This is a genomic window from Caballeronia sp. HLA56, from assembly GCF_054655155.1.
The window spans coordinates 136,582-152,121 of record NZ_BAAHOB010000006.1; the positions used below are offsets into that span (position 1 = coordinate 136,582).

A 15,540-nucleotide genomic window follows, 5' to 3' on the forward strand; every position below is an offset into this window, starting at 1 on the left:
AGCCATCGCCTGAGCGCGGGATAACTAAAGAAATTACGTGTCGCTGATTGCGGATAACGGCGCGGGCCGGATTTGCTTGAGCCAGACCGTCGGATGCTTCGCTCGCGATTGAGCGCAAGGATCGGCCAGTCCAGGTGGGAAACTTTTCCCGAAGCTCGCAAGCCTTGCCCGGATTTGAGTGCGGCTCATTATAAACAGACGTATCTCAAAAACCCAACGCATTTTTATCAGTTCATATGCACTAAAGAATGACCGGGCAAAGCCGTATCCCCCAATCGTCGAAATCTCTCGTTCGATGCCTCGAAACCCTTTCACGACAAGGGCTTCGAAGCTTTGTCCAGCGCTTTACGCCTTGGGCGCGAGTCACGAATCTTCGGCTTCGATGCCGTCCGGCTCGTAGGCCCAGGTAATCTTTTCATAGGTGAAAGCGAGGTCTTCCATGTGGCCGATCTGCCGGTTGTTCGGGTCGAGGCAGTTCGGTGTCCATGACTTCATGCTGGTCAGGATGGCGTTCTTAAGCTTCGCGGTGTAGTACTTCTCTTCCGTGCCCTTGGGCAAGATACGGTAGAACTCAAGCAGCACAGACTTGAGCTGCTCGCCGGAAGTCAGCGCCTGAAAAAGCTTCAGGCTGGATTTGTCGATTTCATTGGCAACGGTCATCGCGCCGTGAACACGCTTGCCGGTTGGCAACCCCGTTTGCGGGCTCTTGGGAATTTCGATCACATGATCCACGGCCTGCACTAGGATCATGCCTTCGTGGCCCTGAACTTTCGTTGCGCCTTCGATCTTTTCTTGATTTTGACCTTCGACGGTCAGATAGCACGGCATCGGCATGATTCACCTCTTCTTCGGTTGTGTGGTTGAAGCGCCTTTTTCTCCAGGTCCGGCGCATGGTTGTAGTGTCGGCGCGCGCGGTTGCGATAGGCGGCCGCGATCTCTTCGAGGTGTGGCGCACCATCATGGGCGGCAACGGTCTCGCGATGCTCGTGCTGGTGCCGAGCCTGCTCGCCTGGTGTTGAGGGGCTTTAATTCTGCTAATACACCGTAGGTCAGGCGATTTGGAGCTTCTGCCGGTACTTGCTTACCAGAATAAGCAGCCGATCCATGTTTCGTGCTCGCCGCGCAATTGCTGCTGGAAACTGCTCGAGTGTTATGCCGTGCACCTCGCAGGCGGCGACGTTGGTGTCGAGCCATATCCGCTTCCAACGGGGCGCGGCTATATCAACGGGATTGAGCACAAGACATCGAAAGCAGTAGAGCAGGTGCGGACGGTCTGACATCCACTTGGACGGGGTTTGGATCCGCGCAAGTCGGTGAGGGTCCAGACGGGCGAAACTTGATAGCGTGAGGAGCGCAACTTCCGATATCCTTTCGAGCTCCCTTAAGGTACGTCCCACTGTTGCTTGCGGGCCGCAAGGCGCCAACACTGCGGCGGATGCGACGGCGTGTCGCCCCCGTCGTGTCCAGCGCGCAGAGACGTCCAGTCATTCGGCGCCTCTTTCGACAACAAGCTGGACTCAATCGTCTGGCGCCGGTTCTTGTTGCACAACATCATCAACCATCGGATTCCCGCCCGCAACGCGTCCGACTCGGTGATCGTCCCGTGCGGTAGAGATCTTGCCCATCAGCGTCGTGGATATGCCACGTGCCGCGATCGCATCGTGGAGTTGAAACGGACGCGACCTCGGAATTGGGTTGCCGTGGTCGAGTGCGCCCACAAGTACAATCGGAAGACCCTGTCGAATGGCTGCTGTCAGTCGCGGATCGGTCGTCCAAGTGTCCGCATGACCGCATGGGTGAATGGCAACAACTGGCCGGTTGGGTAAGGTCGCCAACGTCCGCTTTATGGTGCTCCAGCTCGGAAGATGCCGGTTCGACTGAGTGACCGGTTTGGAGAGGGCCGTCCGACCGGATTGGGTCGGTTTGACTCGATCGCTTTTGGGGAGGCCGACGCACAATGCGCCGCATCGCGAACGAAGGCGAAGTGACGAAATGCAGCCGCACAGTGGATGAGCGGCGAGCGTCGGCAGCAGTCGAAGGGCGGAGGTTGGCCATCCGACAGGGCTTTAAGTTAGTCGATACGGTCCCTGGACATACGTCTACTCGGGCAATCTTGACGTTCTCAAAGGCCGACTAAAGAGATGTCGGCTGCAAAGCTTTCATGCGTGTGAGATGTTGCATCAGGTCTGCATATTTCCGATAGGAAGCTAGCAAAACAGCTCTTTTCTCGATGCGCAGATGTTCAATGCGCAACGACTAGGTATCGGTTTGCCGTCCTGACAAGCACGCCGTTAGATGGTTGCATGATTTTTCTAATGCGAGGTTATCGGGCATGAAGAACTAGCCGCCGAAGCGCGAACAGACCGGTGAGCGTCATCCCCGTTCCAAGCCCTCGCTCGATCTGTTCAAAGGCGCGCACAACTACGTCAAGACGCGTCTCTCTAAGCTGGCGGTCATGCTCGTTGACCACCGCTGTCGCAACTTCCATCTCATCCCTGCCCAATCTCCAGCCGCTCAAGTTTCCCGACGCGAGGACGCCAGTAAGCGCAGCCTCGGCTGAGGCAAGGCTGCACTCGTCGATCTCGCCGTGCCCGGCCGCTGCGATTAATCCCGTTAAGGCCACGGCTTGCGATAGGCAACGCAAAGTCGCTGCGTCGCCTTGCCCTGCACGAGCGACTTCAAGCGCCATGCGGACCTGGATGGAAATTTGTGCGACCGAATCCGGATCGAGCGGAAGATAAAGCACCTTCTTATGCCTTGCCGCTTTTGCGACGCTACGGATCGGTTTTCGCGACTTTGATTTAGACATCATTGGGCATTCGAGACAGGTTCGATGAGTTCGAATTTTTCAGGCGAATCAGCGGTTATCGCAATTCTATTAGCAGAATTTGTGCACCACATTAGCGGAATTAGTGGGCCTCAACAACAATTGCGTGCATCATGGCGTCACAAACCTGTGAGACTCGAAAACTCGAGCGCAATAACGCGCGCGGTGCGCAGCGTGAAGTGCGGGACGTTCGAAAAGATCGGGATAAGATTTCGGCGGTACTCGATGCGGGGACCAGCGAACGGCCAATCAAGCTAGAAATAGTGTTGGAGGGTCGTATTCCTCTTAGCGGTCAACGAATCATCGCCATGTACGCGCGCGGCATGAGTGTGCGCGAGATCCAGGCGTTTCTGGCCGAAGCCTATGGCACCGAGGTTTCGCCCGATTTCATCAGCTCGGTCACCGACGAAGTCATGGCTGAGGCGCTCGCCTGGCAAAGCCGTCCGCTTGAGCCGATGTACCCGGTGGTGTTCTTCGACGCGCTGCGTGTGAAGATCCGTGGCGACGGCGTGGTGAGCAACAAGGCGGTGTATCTGGCGCTGGGCATTCAGGCCGACGGCCAGCGCGATGTGCTCGGCCTGTGGATCGAACAGACCGAAGGTGCGAAGTTCTGGCTGAAAGTGTTCAACGAACTGAAGACCCGGGGCTGCCAGGACATCCTGATCGCGGTGGTCGACGGCCTGAAGGGACTGGCTGAGGCGATTGGCACGGCGTACACCACAAACGCCATTGAGAGTCTGAACATGCAACTACGCAAGATCATCAAGACACGCGGCCACTTCCCCAATGACGAGGCCGCCATCAAGCTGCTGTGGCTGGCATTGCGCAACGTGCTGGCAAAGTCAGTACGCGCGGCGTTCGACTGGTCGTCCGCGATGAACCAGTTTGCCATCCTGTTTGGAGAGCGTTTTACCAACGCACGCGGGTGACTCCGCTAACCGCCTCGCACACAAAAGTGCGGACAGGTTCCATTGCGGCTGCCAAATAAAAGCTTTCTCACTCGTCGACAAACCCATCCACAATGGCACATCACCTAAACCTCAAATTCCTCGATATGATTGCTGGCGCATTCCGGGAAGTACTAGCTTGGATGACGCCCACGCTGAGCTAAATCGCCCTGCCGTACTTCAATGCTGCTGCGCTTGAGCGCGGACGCATCAAATTCGGCCGCTGAGGCAGACTTTTTCAATAAAAACAAAGAGAGATAGATGAGCGATAACAATGACGCTGCAGTTGGTCCTGTGTTGGACCCCTTCGAGCAATGGTTATCCGAACGCCATAAGTGGCTTCAAACTGCCGCAGCTAGGTTGATTCGAACTCGTGCTTTTCCCGACGCGGACGCTATTTGTGAACTAGCAGACTTGTGTGTCATTGAAGCTTCAAAACAAGGTGTAGAAAAGTTTGAGGCTGTCGCGCCAGGAGTTCTCGCTCAGGCACAAGGCCAATCGCCTATTCGCCTTCGTCGAATCAGTGAAGTAACGGGTGTGAACGCAATAAAGAACGGCGCATCCATCGAGTTTGGGACGAGCAGCATTTCCCTCGTCTATGGTTCGAACGGTTCAGGAAAGAGCGGCTTCGCGCGACTCATTAAGCAACTCTGTGGCTCTCGTGCAAAAGAAGACCTTCTTGGAAACGTCTTCAGCAACGAACAGCAGGAGCCATCTGCGCGCGTGCTTCTCTCCGTTGGCGAGAAGGAGAAGGAAGGTATCTGGACGTTGGCCGATGGCGCTGTCCCGCAGCTACGACATCTCCATGTGTTCGATTCGACCGTGGCCGCCCTGTATTTTGGTCAAAAGAATGAGGCGACCTATGAGCCGTCACGCATGCGTTTCGTCTCCTCGCTCATTAGGGTGTGTGACCAAGTGTCCGACGAGCTTGATGCTCGAAAGCAAAAGCTCCAGACAAAGCTGCCGATTATGCCGGCCGAACTGGCAGCAACTAAGTCGGGAAGATTTGTCTCCAAGCTCAAAGCAGGCACCACTGAAGCTGCAATCGCTTCAGCGTGTGTCTAAACGGACGAGATGAACAATGAGCGTATTGCGGGAGAAGCGTCGCTTGCAGAGAAGGATGTTCCGGGCAGACTCAAAGTTATCGGTCGCGAGATTGCGGCGCTCGACATCGTAAAAGCGTTGGTTCAATCTTGGAAGACGGCCTTGAGCGACGAAAAGCTGACCGAGCTGGCTGGCGCGCGAGCAGCCGCGCTGCAAAAACGGAAAGCTGCTGGCGAAGACGCAGCCAAGGTATTCGCCGGTTCGCCGGTCGATGGGATTGGCCAGGAGTCTTGGCACGACCTGTGGGAGAAGGCGCGAGAATTCTCCGTTTCGTATGCTTACAAAGAGTCCGAATTCCCGAACACGGAACCAGGCGCGAGATGTGTCCTCTGTCAGCAAGAGCTAGGAGACGACGCCAAGGACCGCCTCTCCCATTTCGAGCGCTTTGTTAAGGGCGAGCTCGAAAGGACGCGCAGGAAGCAGAGCGTGCGTTGAAAAAGCTTGAGCAGTCTTTGCCAAACTTGCCCGAGGCGAAGACCTGGGTAGTTACCACGGCACCCATCAAGTTGGAGCACCAAGCAGCGACCGACTGGCTCACCCAACTATCAAAACGGCGAAGCGCGGCAGACATCGCATTGACAATTGACGCGGTCACTGCTGTGGATTGGTCGGTCGTCGAATTGCCAATGATAGTGGTGACCGATGCACTGCTCGCCGAGCAGAAGACACTGCAAGCGCTTCTGCAGGACGGAAATCGAAAGGAGCTCGCGGCCCGTGTGAGTGAACTCGTTGCCTGTCAATGGTTGAATAGGGAGCAGGAGGCCGTTAGAGTTGAGGTCAAGCGCTTGGACACGCTCGCGATACTCCAAAAGAGCATCTCGCTGACATCGACGACCGCGTTGACTAAGAAGAACACCGAGCTAGCGGAACAGGAGCTGCGAGGTGGGTACCAAGAACGCTTCGAGCGAGAGTTGAAGGCTCTCAACGGTTCACGAATTCCCATCGAACCAAGAAGTAAGCAGCAGGGCAAAGGCAAGGTGACGTTCTCGCTCACGCTAAAAGATACGGGCGACGGCGTTAGGGCGGAGTCGGTCTTGAGTGAGGGTGAACGACGAATCATCGCGATGGCGGCATTCTTAGCCGATATTTCCGGGTCGGGTCAACCTACACCATTCGTTTTCGACGACCCGATTTCTTCGCTCGACCAGGACTTCGAAGAGCATGTGGTTAAACGGCTTGTCGACCTATCCCATGAGCGTCAGGTCATTATGTTCACTCACCGATTGTCGTTGGTCGCTCAGGTCGAGTCGTTGGTGAAAAAAATTCAGGACAAGGCCTTCCTTGCAAAGCAGCCGACACCGATTGAACTAAATTCGCTATCGCTTCGCCGCTTAGGGAAGACAGTCGGACTGATTGCCGACATCAATATCAGGGATGCCAAACCAGACAAAGCACTGAACCGCATTCGCAACGAGTCATTGAAGCAACTTCGGAAGCTGCACGATGAAGCGGATGTTGCTGGGTATGATGAGAAGGTAAAGGGCATATGCAGCGACGTCCGAATCCTCGTCGAGAAGTGCGTTGAGACGATACTCCTCAACGATGTGTTGATTCGGTTTCGACGTAGTATCACAACGCAAAACAAAATCGGTAAGCTGGCGAAGATTAAAGCCGATGACTGCGCCTTGATTGACGACCTAATGACACGCTATTCGGTCTTCGAGCATTCGCAATCCACCGAGCTTCCCGCCGAATGTCCGGATGTTGATGTGTTAGAGAAGGATGTTGACGTGATGATTGCTTGGATTAAGGAGTTCACGGAACGGCCGGTCCAGTAAAGCTCAAATAGAAAAACTAGCGCGTTTTGCTGCCGTTGGCTCAAGCCGGCCACGAAGAGTCATTCGCTCGCTTCTTTGCTGGGACATCCAGGCGTCGGCTCTGTCCAGAGATCAGTCGTATATGAACCGATCAAAGAGGTGTCTGGTGGCGACGATGCGCGGCCCTGCAAGGCAGCTCCTGTCGGAAAATGCATTATCTGCCTACAACGGCCAAGGTAGCTTCCCTGGCGGCGGCTGACATTCGCCGGTTGCGCGGGCGGTCTCGAGATATTCCGTCAGTGATCGACTCCGCTCGCATCAGCGCGACGAGATCATTCGAATGATTCAGCGCCTCGCCCTGCACGCCGCCCGTCAACGTCGATGTGCGGACTACAACCCGCCCAGGCAAATACGCCGGAACGAAGCGGTCATGCCATGGGCGTCGGGCGCTTTGCCGGGCCGAAGACCGTCGAAGTTCGACTCAACGCCGCGGCACGAGCATGCTCGCGGGCAAACAGTTGGTGGTGAACGTCGGCACGCATGCCGCGATTCCGGCCGTGCCGGGTTTGCGGGCCTCCCAGCCGATGACGCACATCGGCGCGCTGGATCTCGACCGCGCGCCGGAGCATCTGATCGTGCTCGGCGGCGGCTATATCGGCGTGGAGATGGCGCGGGCGTACCGGCGTTTCGGGAGCCGCGTGACTACCGTCGAGCGCGGTGCGCGATTGATGGCGCGCGAGGACGCGGACGTCGGCGACGAGATGCTGCGCATCCTTCGGGCGGTAGATATCGACGTCGTACTCGACGCGCAGACGATCCGCGTCGAAGGTCGCTTGGGAACGCAGATGCGCGTCGTCGTGCGGACACCTTCGGGCGAGCAGATCGTTGCGGGCAGCGACATTCCGGTTGCCGCGGGACGTTCTCCAACACGGCCGATATCCGTTTTGAACGGGACGGCGTGCAACTTGACGAGCGCGGTATTATCCCGTGAACGATCGCTTGCCGACATCGGCGGACAATGTCTGGGCAATCGGCGAGGTCGCAGGGAGCCCGCAGTACACGCATGTCTCCGTCGACGATTTCCGCATCGTGCGCAACAACATGGCGGGCGGACATCGCAGCACGGGTGATCGGCTGATTGCGTACACGTTGTTCACCGATCCGCCACTCGCGCGCGTCGGCCTCAACGAAACGGATGCACTGCGCGCGGGGATCGCCGTGCGTGTTGCAATGCCACCGATGCGCAACGTCTTGCGCACGGAAGCGACCGACGAAACGCAGGATTTCATGAAGGTGCTCGTCGGCGCGGATGATGACCGCCTACTCGGCTTCACGATGATCGGCTCGGAAGCGGGCGAAGTACTGGCGGCGATGCAAACGGCGATGGTCGCAGGCATCCCGTATCCGCAACTTCGGGATCCCGTGTTTCCCATCTGACCGTGGCGGAGGGTCTGGGGCCGCTGCTGGAGAAGCTTCCCGAGCGTGCGGTGAAGTGAGGCTTGTGGCCGCGTAGGCGGACTCTGAGCGGTGAGCCACTGCTCGTGCCGCAGCGCTTGCCGATGGACTGCGAGCATGGCAGCGACAAGCGCGGCATTTCGTGCGGGCAGTACGAGGCCGCCATTCATGTTCGGCGTTAGTTCTCGATGTTCGATCGTTTTCGACTATTACAATGCTCTAACACCAAAGAAACGGCGAGCAAGATGACTGCGCATACGGCACGACAGAGTATTGGACCGCTGACCTTGGCGTATCGTCGGATAAGGAACGCTTTTCGCCCTCAGGTTCACTTATACGCGATACCCAGCGGTATTCACGCGGATTGGGATGTTCCGGTAAAGGTTCGTGACGGAACGACGCTGCGCGTCAATGTGTTTCGCCCGTCGAGCGGCGATCCTGCGCCGGTGATCATGTCGGCTCATCCGTACGGCAAGGACATGATTGCCGCGCATAGTCGAAGCGGCCGGGCCGTCGACCTGCAATATCGACTCTTTCCGCAGCCCCATTCTATTGCGATCTCCGAGTGGACGAGCTGGGAAGCGCCAGATCCCGGCTTCTGGGTGCCGCAAGGATACGCGGTGGTGAACGTCGACCTGCGCGGCGGAGGCACCGCCGAAGGTATCGGCGAACTGTTCTCCGATCAGGAAGCCCGCGACTATTACGACGTGATTGAGTGGGCCGGCACGCAAGCGTGGTGTTCCGGGCGCGTGGCGCTCAACGGCGTGTCTTACCTTGCGATCAGCGAATACAAAGTGGCAGCGCTGCGCCCGCCGCATCTTGCGGCCATTTGTCCGTGGGAGGGGTTTAGCGATCTGTATCGCGACTTTGCACGTCCCGGCGGCATTCGCGAGGACGGCTTCACGATCGTCTGGGACAAGGGGCTCAAACGAGGCGGAGTCGCGACTAGCACCCGATTTCGGGAAGAGATCGTCAATCGTCCAGAACGGGACGAATGGTACGAATCCACGGTTCCTGACCTTGAGCGCATCGAGGTTCCGATCCTGGTATGCGGCAGCTTCTCGGACCACTCGCTGCACACGCAAGGCTCGTTCGAGGTTTTCCGGCGCGGCGGCTCGGCTCTCAAATCGCTCTACACGCATCGTGACGGCAAGTGGTGCGCTTTCTATGGCAAGGAGGCTTCCGCGGCGCGGCTGCGTTTCTTCGATCACACGCTCAAGGGCATCGACAACGGGTGGGACAGCGAGCCCGCAGTTCGTCTGGCGATCCACGATAACGGGCCGGAACCGGTCGCCGTTGTCGGTGAGCATAACTGGCCGCCCGGCGATCTCCAGTGGCGTACGCTTTCACTCGATCCCGGCTGCGGAACGCTGATCGAAGAAGCGCCGCGGGCTCAGGCGACATCCGTATCGTTCGACACGCGACGAGGGGCAGCGCAGTTCGTCTGGACAGTGCCGGACGATATCGACGTGATCGGACCTATGGCGCTGCGTTTGCATCTTGAAGTGCTGGGCGCCGACGACGTTTTCGTTTTTGCGGGCGTGCGCAAGTTTCGCGATGGCGTGCAGATGCAGTTCGAAGGCTCATTCGGCTTTTCAGGCGACATGGTCTCCAAGGGATGGCAACGCGCCGCGCATCGTGAACTCGATGAACGGCTTTCCACCTCTGTACAGCCGGTTCATACGCATTGTTTCGCCGAGCCGCTGCGTGCAGGCGAGATCATTCCAGTCGAGGTCGCGTTGCAGCCGCATGCAACGCGCTTTCTGAAAGGCGATGTGCTTCGCCTCGACATACGAGGCAAATGGCATTTTCCGCGCGATCCGCTTCGTGGCCAGTTTCCTTCTTTCTACGAACCCAGCCCGAAGGCGGTATGCGTCCTTCAAGCGGGCGGGGCATTCGACGCTCGACTGCTGATCGGAATGAGGCTCGTCAGCGCGACGACGGCGAAGTGCGATGCCGCTCGTTTGCGCGGTTGAATCTCCTGGATAACGATCAGTCCGTCCGTTCGCCGCGCATGTTGCTGCCGCAACCCAAGGGCCGTTGAGCGTCGTGAGCGGACCGTCATACTATTTCTGACGTTGGAAGCGACGCCAGAAATTTTAAACCTTGAGCGAGCTGAAACAAGGAAGTCTAGCGCTAAGTTAACCCTCGGATTAAGTTAAATATTTCAGTATATTTGCGGTCCACGCTTCGTCTGTGCGGCGGTTCAGACTTGGCCGAATCCGACAAATTCAAGTGAATATTGGCGGTCCTGACGGCCGGACAGTAGCCGCAAGGGGAACGCGCTTCCCGGCAATCCCGTCAATCAACGCCGGTTTTAGCCTCGCCCCATCGTGGGAGAGCTTTGGTTCGTATGGTCCACGCTTCAGCGGGGCCCAGAAAGGTGACGGATTGTGGCCCGCGCTACATCTTAAGATTCCATCGAATTGTGACCTTATGTGGCCTGACGTCAAGGGTGCTGTTTAGCTTTCACCCAAACATCGCTCATTTCAGCAAGTCCCAAGCGGTCAAGCCGGTCGCGCTATCCGCGCCAAGGATTCGAGGTGCACGACTCCGTACCGATGAGACAGGGTCGACATTTGTGTCACGCATACGATCGTGCGTGTGGACACCGCAAAAAGCGTAATGCCGCTTCACTGAGTCGACCCCGAAACGGGCCAGATCGTGAAGAGGCCTGTCATGCAAGCGGCACTTCTCGAATATTTCGCCTACGAGACTGACGCGCTGCGCGAAGGCTGGTTAGTGCGGCAGCTCGATCGGCAGATTAATACCCAACTCTAAGAGCGGCTTGCCCTGTCGCGCAAAGTTCCGCTCCTGATCAAACCCAACGCCATAGAACCAAGCGAAACGCTCACGCCAGGAGAAGCGATCCGCGACCAGTTCGTGCTGGAGCTCCTTGATCTGAAGGACGAATGTTATGAGTCGGATCAGAAGGCGGCGCTGATCCAACGACTTATTAACTTTCTACTCGAGCTCAGCGACGATTTCGCCCCCGTGGGAAGGCAGCGGCGACTCCAAATCGACGACACTTGGTTTCGCGTCGACCTCGTCTTCTTTTACCGGCGCCTGATGCCTTGTCGTCATCGACCCTGAAGTTGGCCGCTTCAATTACACCGATGCGGAACAGATGCATCTTTATCTGGTTTCCGCGCGGGAACATTGGGTCAAGCCGGGCTAAAACCCCTGTGGGCTTGATCTTGCGATACGTTTCGACCAAGGCATGTCGGGTCTGCTCGATTGAACCTTTATTGCGATGGGACGCGGTACTCGACCGGTGAAAGCGTCGTTATTAGCGTTGCTCCTTCCGTTGCTCAATTGCTTCGAGAACGGCATCTGGGTTGGTCGCCGCCTGCAGAGTTTCCGCATGTTGGTCATGCCGGTCAGGTACGTGGGGAAGATCGCGTCGAAGCTCCTCAAGCAACATGATGATTTTGGTGGTTTTCTGCTCGGCCAGCAGGTTAATCTGGAGTTCGAGATGGGCGCGATCTTCCTCGACACGCGCTAAGCGATTTTGCCGAATGAGCACCGCCATCGTGATTAGGACGCCTATGAAAGTAATAACGCCTTGCAATAGAGAAAACGGCGGTTCGTCGAAGTAGCGATAGCCCAGGTGATGCAAAAAGATGTCGGTTATAATCCATGCCACGCTTGCACATAGAAAAGTCAGTAAAAATCGTGGTTCACCAAAGAACAAGCTAACTCGCTCAATCATTCTTTGTAGCACGGTGCGCTTCGCATCCTCGCGCTGAGCAAACTGTGACACCTTCTCCAGATTTTCGTGGATCGCTTCAGAAATGCTCGTGACGGTGCTGTCGTCGGCCCGGGGATCGGTTGTCATGAAAGCTACATTCTCCATGGATGTGGCCATGTCGAAGGAAAACTTTTACCTTCACACATGACGCGAAGGACGGGACACCGCCTCCCTGGCATCGACACTGAAGAACGCCCATGAGCTACATGCGGCCGTTCATCGGCGATGCGAGATCGCGATTGCTCTCGCGAAGGCAGGTCGAAAGCTTCGGTTGCTCTTGGCTGCCTCTGTTACTTGGTCTACCGCATTCCGAATGCCCGCCGTTCTAAAGTACGGCAGGACGCTTGCGATCCTCCTAGGCTTAGACAAGTTGCAACATCAGGAGGCAATCACGAAAATGCGTACAACAGGCGATGCACTACCATGCTTGTCGTGGGGCGCCGTCATCGCGGGCGTCAACGCAATGAACCTTCGAACTTCGCCTGACTGCATGCGCGGCTACCCCGCAACGAAATCTGTTCAACCTTTGCAAGACGAGTTGTCGACGACGCGGTTGTTTATCGGCGTCTCGTTCAGGTTGAAGCCGACCCGTTGAGACTTGTGAAAACGAGCCGCTCAAGTTTGCAATGTTGGTGCCGTTGATGGGAGGATGCAGCGCCTCGGCTGCTGTCTCTCAGTAGTTTGGCTCGCCCTCGGTGGCGGGCCCTTTTTTTCGGCACCCCTTCCCGCGTTTTGACTGCACGAGGGATCGCAACCTCGCACCGTCCATGTTCGACAAGAAGAAAGCATGCCGTCGGAGAATGAATGCCTCTTACGCTTTCAAAAAGTACAACATAAAAAACACCGTCGGCAAGCCCATTGCGGCCGTCACAAGCCCGATGACGATCAGAACGTCGTAGACATGCATCCGTTCCTCAAACTCCTGCTGCCGTTTCAGGACCGGATCGGCGGCCAAACGGTCATAGTTCAGCGAAATGTTCTCAACTCGCCTCTTGGGGCTCGGCCAAGAATTGGATGTGAAGGGTGTCATCATCGTTGTCCAGTTGCAATCCAGTCAAGCCGACCACGGGCGAAGTCGCCTCTTGCATGAAGCTTACTGGGATCGTTGCGGCGCAATTCGAGGAGCACGGCAGAGATCGGCCCTCTAATTAGGGCATAGGCCTTGCATAACCCTGATTAATGGCGGCAATTAGAGACAGACATATGCTCGAGCGCGCGTTGCTTTCTGCAGCGCGTCGAACCTCGATGAAAATTTTAATGACTCGACGGACGGCGCGAAAGCGATCGGATATGCTCGACTAACGTTTCAACTGAAAGGGGTTTTTCTAAAACAACGTTGGCTAAGCCTTCGGCTTGAATGCCCCTTGCGGCTGAGCAAAGAATCATCGGCAGGCCATGGGTTCGTTCGTCGGACCGCAACGCACGGCATACTGCTAGTCCGTCCATGCCAGGCATCATGTAGTCGCAGACAATGACGTCGGCTCCTCCTTGCAGGGCTTTCGCTAACCCATCACTACCGTTTTGAGCAGTGATGACTACCATCCCTTCAAACGAAAGCACGAGTGCCCAGATTTGCACGATGTCTGGATCGTCGTCAATAAGTAATACCGTGACCGGCCGGGTACGTGAGGATGTGAGTTGTGACATAGCAAGGCCGACTTCGTGGTTAGACTCGATAGGGGTTCGAGCAAGCCCTGTACCGAATGGCCCAGAAATGTGACGATCTGCTTCGACAGCTAGGTGGCGTTATACGGCTGATTACGAAGAAGCATTGCAAGTCGTCGTGCCGTGAGCAAGTAGGGCGATCCAGGCGCCGCCTTTGGAGTTTTTCATTTCATGCCGTACATTAAATAATCGCGTCGCTCGAGACACGGTTGATCAGCCTTGTGTTCTGTGGGTTCTGCGCGATCCTACCGTTGTCGTGACTTTCAGTGAGCCGAATAGATTATAACGATCGAATTATCAAGCTTGATAATTGTATATTATCGGGATAGCGTTTCAGAGGTAAAATTGCCCCTATTCAAAATGCGTGAGAGGGCCCAGCCCCGTGGCACAAGACTTTGCGGGTGATTTCGGTGATCCGGGCGATTTCAGCGAAGGCGGATGGCCGCGACGGTCGGGCGATCCGCGCGATCAAAATGATCTTTGGCCCGATGAAGCCCCCACGCCCGAGGTCGCGCGTGTCGTGCTGAAGATCGACGCGTCGATCACGCTGAAGCGAACCGCGGCCGCGGCGTGGCTCACGGCGCATGGCGACGCCGTGCCGTCACTGCCGATCAACCCCACGCGCATGGAACTGGCGGTGGTTATCACGCTCGCCGAGACCTACGGGACAGCTCTATATAGAGACGCCCGCTTTGTTCCGGTAATCGACTTCATCGCCGACTATGGCGCCGTTAAGTTCGTGCAGCGCGTGATGTATGGCGCACGCCCGGTCACTGACTTCGATGTCACCGCCTACGCGGCAGAAAACGCGCGACTCGCAGAAGCGGTGCGCGACGCGCGCGTAGCGTTCGAGTTTCTCTGTGCGACCTGGCCCGAGGTGTTTCTCGCCCAGACACATGCGGTGCTCGCTGGGCTCGGCGTACGCGTGCGGCCGCCGGAGGCGGATCTTGTGCCGCCGGTGAGCGATGTCGAGGACCAGGGTCGCGGCGCCGACGAGCATCACCGCAAGAAAGGTGGCCACAACGACGGTGACGACGACGAAGGTAACAACTCAGCAAGCGAGGAGGGCGGTCGTGGCTGAACGCAAGTCGACGTCGAAAATGTCCGGCTCGCCGGTCGCCCCGGTCGGCTCTGTTGCCATCGAGCGAGGCTTCACGACCAAGGATTTCACTGCGCTGCGCGCGTTCGTGCAGCGCATTGCGCCGGCGATCATTGCGCGTACCTACTACGACCCGGATGAAGACGCGCATGCGACGACCCCGGCGGCGATGGAGCGGCACCTGAACGCGATGCTCGATTCGCTGGTCCAGCTCGCGCTCGCGCACGCCTCGTCGGCGCTCGCCACGCACCTGCGCGCGTCGATCAAACAGCATGGTCGCCCGTTGCTCACCGCCGTGACCTTCCGCATGGTGACCGAAGCCGCGCAACTCGCAGCGGCCGCCCCGCACGCGGATCACCCGATCGGTGCGTGGCTGCGTCCGCGCATCGCGCGCCGACTGAAAGGGGAGGGCATCGCCACACTCGGCGAACTGGTCGCGTTCTGCAACTGGCGGGGACCGATCTGGTGGCGCTCGATTCCGCGCATCGGGCGCGGGCGCGCGCGTGCGATCGTGAGCTGGTTACGCAAACACCAGGCGAAGCTTCAGCTGACCGTCGAGATCGACGTCGATTCGGAAGAGCGCGATGGTGTGCCATTGGTGGCGGACGAACTTGTTGAAGTGGTCCCCGAGTATTACGCCGATCGCGGACCGCTCGGATCGTTACCGCGTCTGAGGCTCGCGCCGCTCGAACGCCTGTCGGTGCCGCATGCATTGTCCGGCGCTGACGGCGAAAACCGCTCGAGCGCGTTATGCTACATCCAGGCGAATCATGACCTCGATGCGGTGCGTGCGTATCTGAATCGCTACCGCGATCAGCCGAAAACCCTACGTGCGTACACCAAGGAACTTGAGCGTTTCCTGTTGTGGGCGGTGGTGTAGCGCGGCAAGGCGCTGAGCGATCTGAAGGTCGACGATTGCGAGGCCTACAAGGATT

14 protein-coding genes and 2 pseudogenes are annotated in these 15,540 nt (G+C 57.5%); 11 read left to right on the forward strand and 5 right to left on the reverse strand.

Going from position 1 to position 15,540, the window contains the following annotated elements; all coding sequences use genetic code 11:
• Positions 1 to 363 precede the first annotated feature (363 nt).
• The gene (locus ACYQ47_RS35045; RefSeq protein WP_459909626.1) at positions 364 to 834 is read right to left on the reverse strand and encodes an Hcp family type VI secretion system effector; all 471 of its coding nucleotides are present in this window, start codon (positions 832 to 834) and stop codon (positions 364 to 366) included.
• Positions 835 to 890: 56 nt separating this feature from the next.
• Here ACYQ47_RS35045 and ACYQ47_RS35050 point away from each other — a divergent pair, with 56 nt between their 5' ends.
• Positions 891 to 1,019, forward strand: a complete 129-nt coding sequence (locus ACYQ47_RS35050; protein WP_284504005.1) for a hypothetical protein — start codon at positions 891 to 893, stop codon at positions 1,017 to 1,019.
• Between the two features lie 1,304 nt (positions 1,020 to 2,323).
• Here the strand turns inward: ACYQ47_RS35050 and ACYQ47_RS35055 are convergent.
• The gene (locus ACYQ47_RS35055; RefSeq protein ID WP_310390585.1) at positions 2,324 to 2,812 is read right to left on the reverse strand and encodes a hypothetical protein; all 489 of its coding nucleotides are present in this window, start codon (positions 2,810 to 2,812) and stop codon (positions 2,324 to 2,326) included.
• A 311-nt stretch (positions 2,813 to 3,123) separates the two neighbouring features.
• Between ACYQ47_RS35055 and ACYQ47_RS35060 the strand changes: the two are divergent.
• The 8 genes and pseudogenes from ACYQ47_RS35060 to ACYQ47_RS35095 form a co-directional block, all read left to right on the forward strand.
• Positions 3,124 to 3,756: pseudogene (locus ACYQ47_RS35060) on the forward strand (IS256 family transposase); the annotation flags it as partial.
• Between the two features lie 279 nt (positions 3,757 to 4,035).
• Positions 4,036 to 4,839: a hypothetical protein gene (locus ACYQ47_RS35065; protein ID WP_459909629.1), complete on the forward strand. Its 804-nt coding sequence runs from the start codon at positions 4,036 to 4,038 to the stop codon at positions 4,837 to 4,839.
• Positions 4,840 to 4,848: 9 nt separating this feature from the next.
• On the forward strand, positions 4,849 to 5,313 hold the full coding sequence (locus tag ACYQ47_RS35070; RefSeq protein ID WP_459909631.1) for a hypothetical protein: 465 nt from the start codon (positions 4,849 to 4,851) through the stop codon (positions 5,311 to 5,313).
• Positions 5,310 to 6,656 carry an AAA family ATPase gene (locus tag ACYQ47_RS35075; RefSeq protein WP_459909633.1) on the forward strand — a complete coding sequence of 449 codons (1,347 nt, stop codon included), beginning with the start codon at positions 5,310 to 5,312 and terminating at the stop codon, positions 6,654 to 6,656. Before ACYQ47_RS35070 ends, ACYQ47_RS35075 begins: the two co-directional genes overlap by 4 nt.
• Positions 6,657 to 7,135: 479 nt before the next feature.
• A complete protein-coding gene (locus ACYQ47_RS35080; protein ID WP_459909635.1) occupies positions 7,136 to 7,765 on the forward strand; it encodes an FAD-dependent oxidoreductase in 630 nt (209 codons plus the stop codon).
• Entirely contained in the window at positions 7,725 to 8,072 is a 348-nt protein-coding gene (locus tag ACYQ47_RS35085) for a hypothetical protein (protein WP_310390588.1), read from the forward strand. The genes ACYQ47_RS35080 and ACYQ47_RS35085 overlap by 41 nt, the downstream gene beginning before the upstream one ends.
• A 263-nt stretch (positions 8,073 to 8,335) precedes the next feature.
• Complete coding sequence (locus ACYQ47_RS35090) at positions 8,336 to 10,066, forward strand: CocE/NonD family hydrolase (protein ID WP_459909637.1); 1,731 nt, start codon at positions 8,336 to 8,338, stop codon at positions 10,064 to 10,066.
• A 649-nt stretch (positions 10,067 to 10,715) separates the two neighbouring features.
• Positions 10,716 to 11,368, forward strand: a pseudogene (locus tag ACYQ47_RS35095) (PDDEXK nuclease domain-containing protein).
• A gap of 11 nt (positions 11,369 to 11,379) precedes the next feature.
• Here ACYQ47_RS35095 and ACYQ47_RS35100 read toward each other — a convergent pair.
• From ACYQ47_RS35100 to ACYQ47_RS35110, 3 genes are all read right to left on the reverse strand, one after another.
• Positions 11,380 to 11,928 carry a DUF1003 domain-containing protein gene (locus ACYQ47_RS35100; RefSeq protein WP_459909639.1) on the reverse strand — a complete coding sequence of 183 codons (549 nt, stop codon included), beginning with the start codon at positions 11,926 to 11,928 and terminating at the stop codon, positions 11,380 to 11,382.
• A 724-nt stretch (positions 11,929 to 12,652) separates the two neighbouring features.
• Positions 12,653 to 12,874 (reverse strand): hypothetical protein, encoded by a 222-nt coding sequence (locus ACYQ47_RS35105; protein ID WP_459906398.1) that lies wholly within the window; start codon positions 12,872 to 12,874, stop codon positions 12,653 to 12,655.
• 221 nt (positions 12,875 to 13,095) lie between these two features.
• Positions 13,096 to 13,488: a response regulator transcription factor gene (locus tag ACYQ47_RS35110; protein ID WP_459909641.1), complete on the reverse strand. Its 393-nt coding sequence runs from the start codon at positions 13,486 to 13,488 to the stop codon at positions 13,096 to 13,098.
• A gap of 400 nt (positions 13,489 to 13,888) precedes the next feature.
• Between ACYQ47_RS35110 and ACYQ47_RS35115 the strand changes: the two genes are divergently transcribed.
• On the forward strand, positions 13,889 to 14,587 hold the full coding sequence (locus ACYQ47_RS35115; RefSeq protein ID WP_459909643.1) for a hypothetical protein: 699 nt from the start codon (positions 13,889 to 13,891) through the stop codon (positions 14,585 to 14,587).
• Positions 14,580 to 15,485, forward strand: a complete 906-nt coding sequence (locus tag ACYQ47_RS35120; protein ID WP_459909645.1) for a phage integrase family protein — start codon at positions 14,580 to 14,582, stop codon at positions 15,483 to 15,485. The genes ACYQ47_RS35115 and ACYQ47_RS35120 overlap by 8 nt, the downstream gene beginning before the upstream one ends.
• Positions 15,486 to 15,540: the final 55 nt, after the last annotated feature.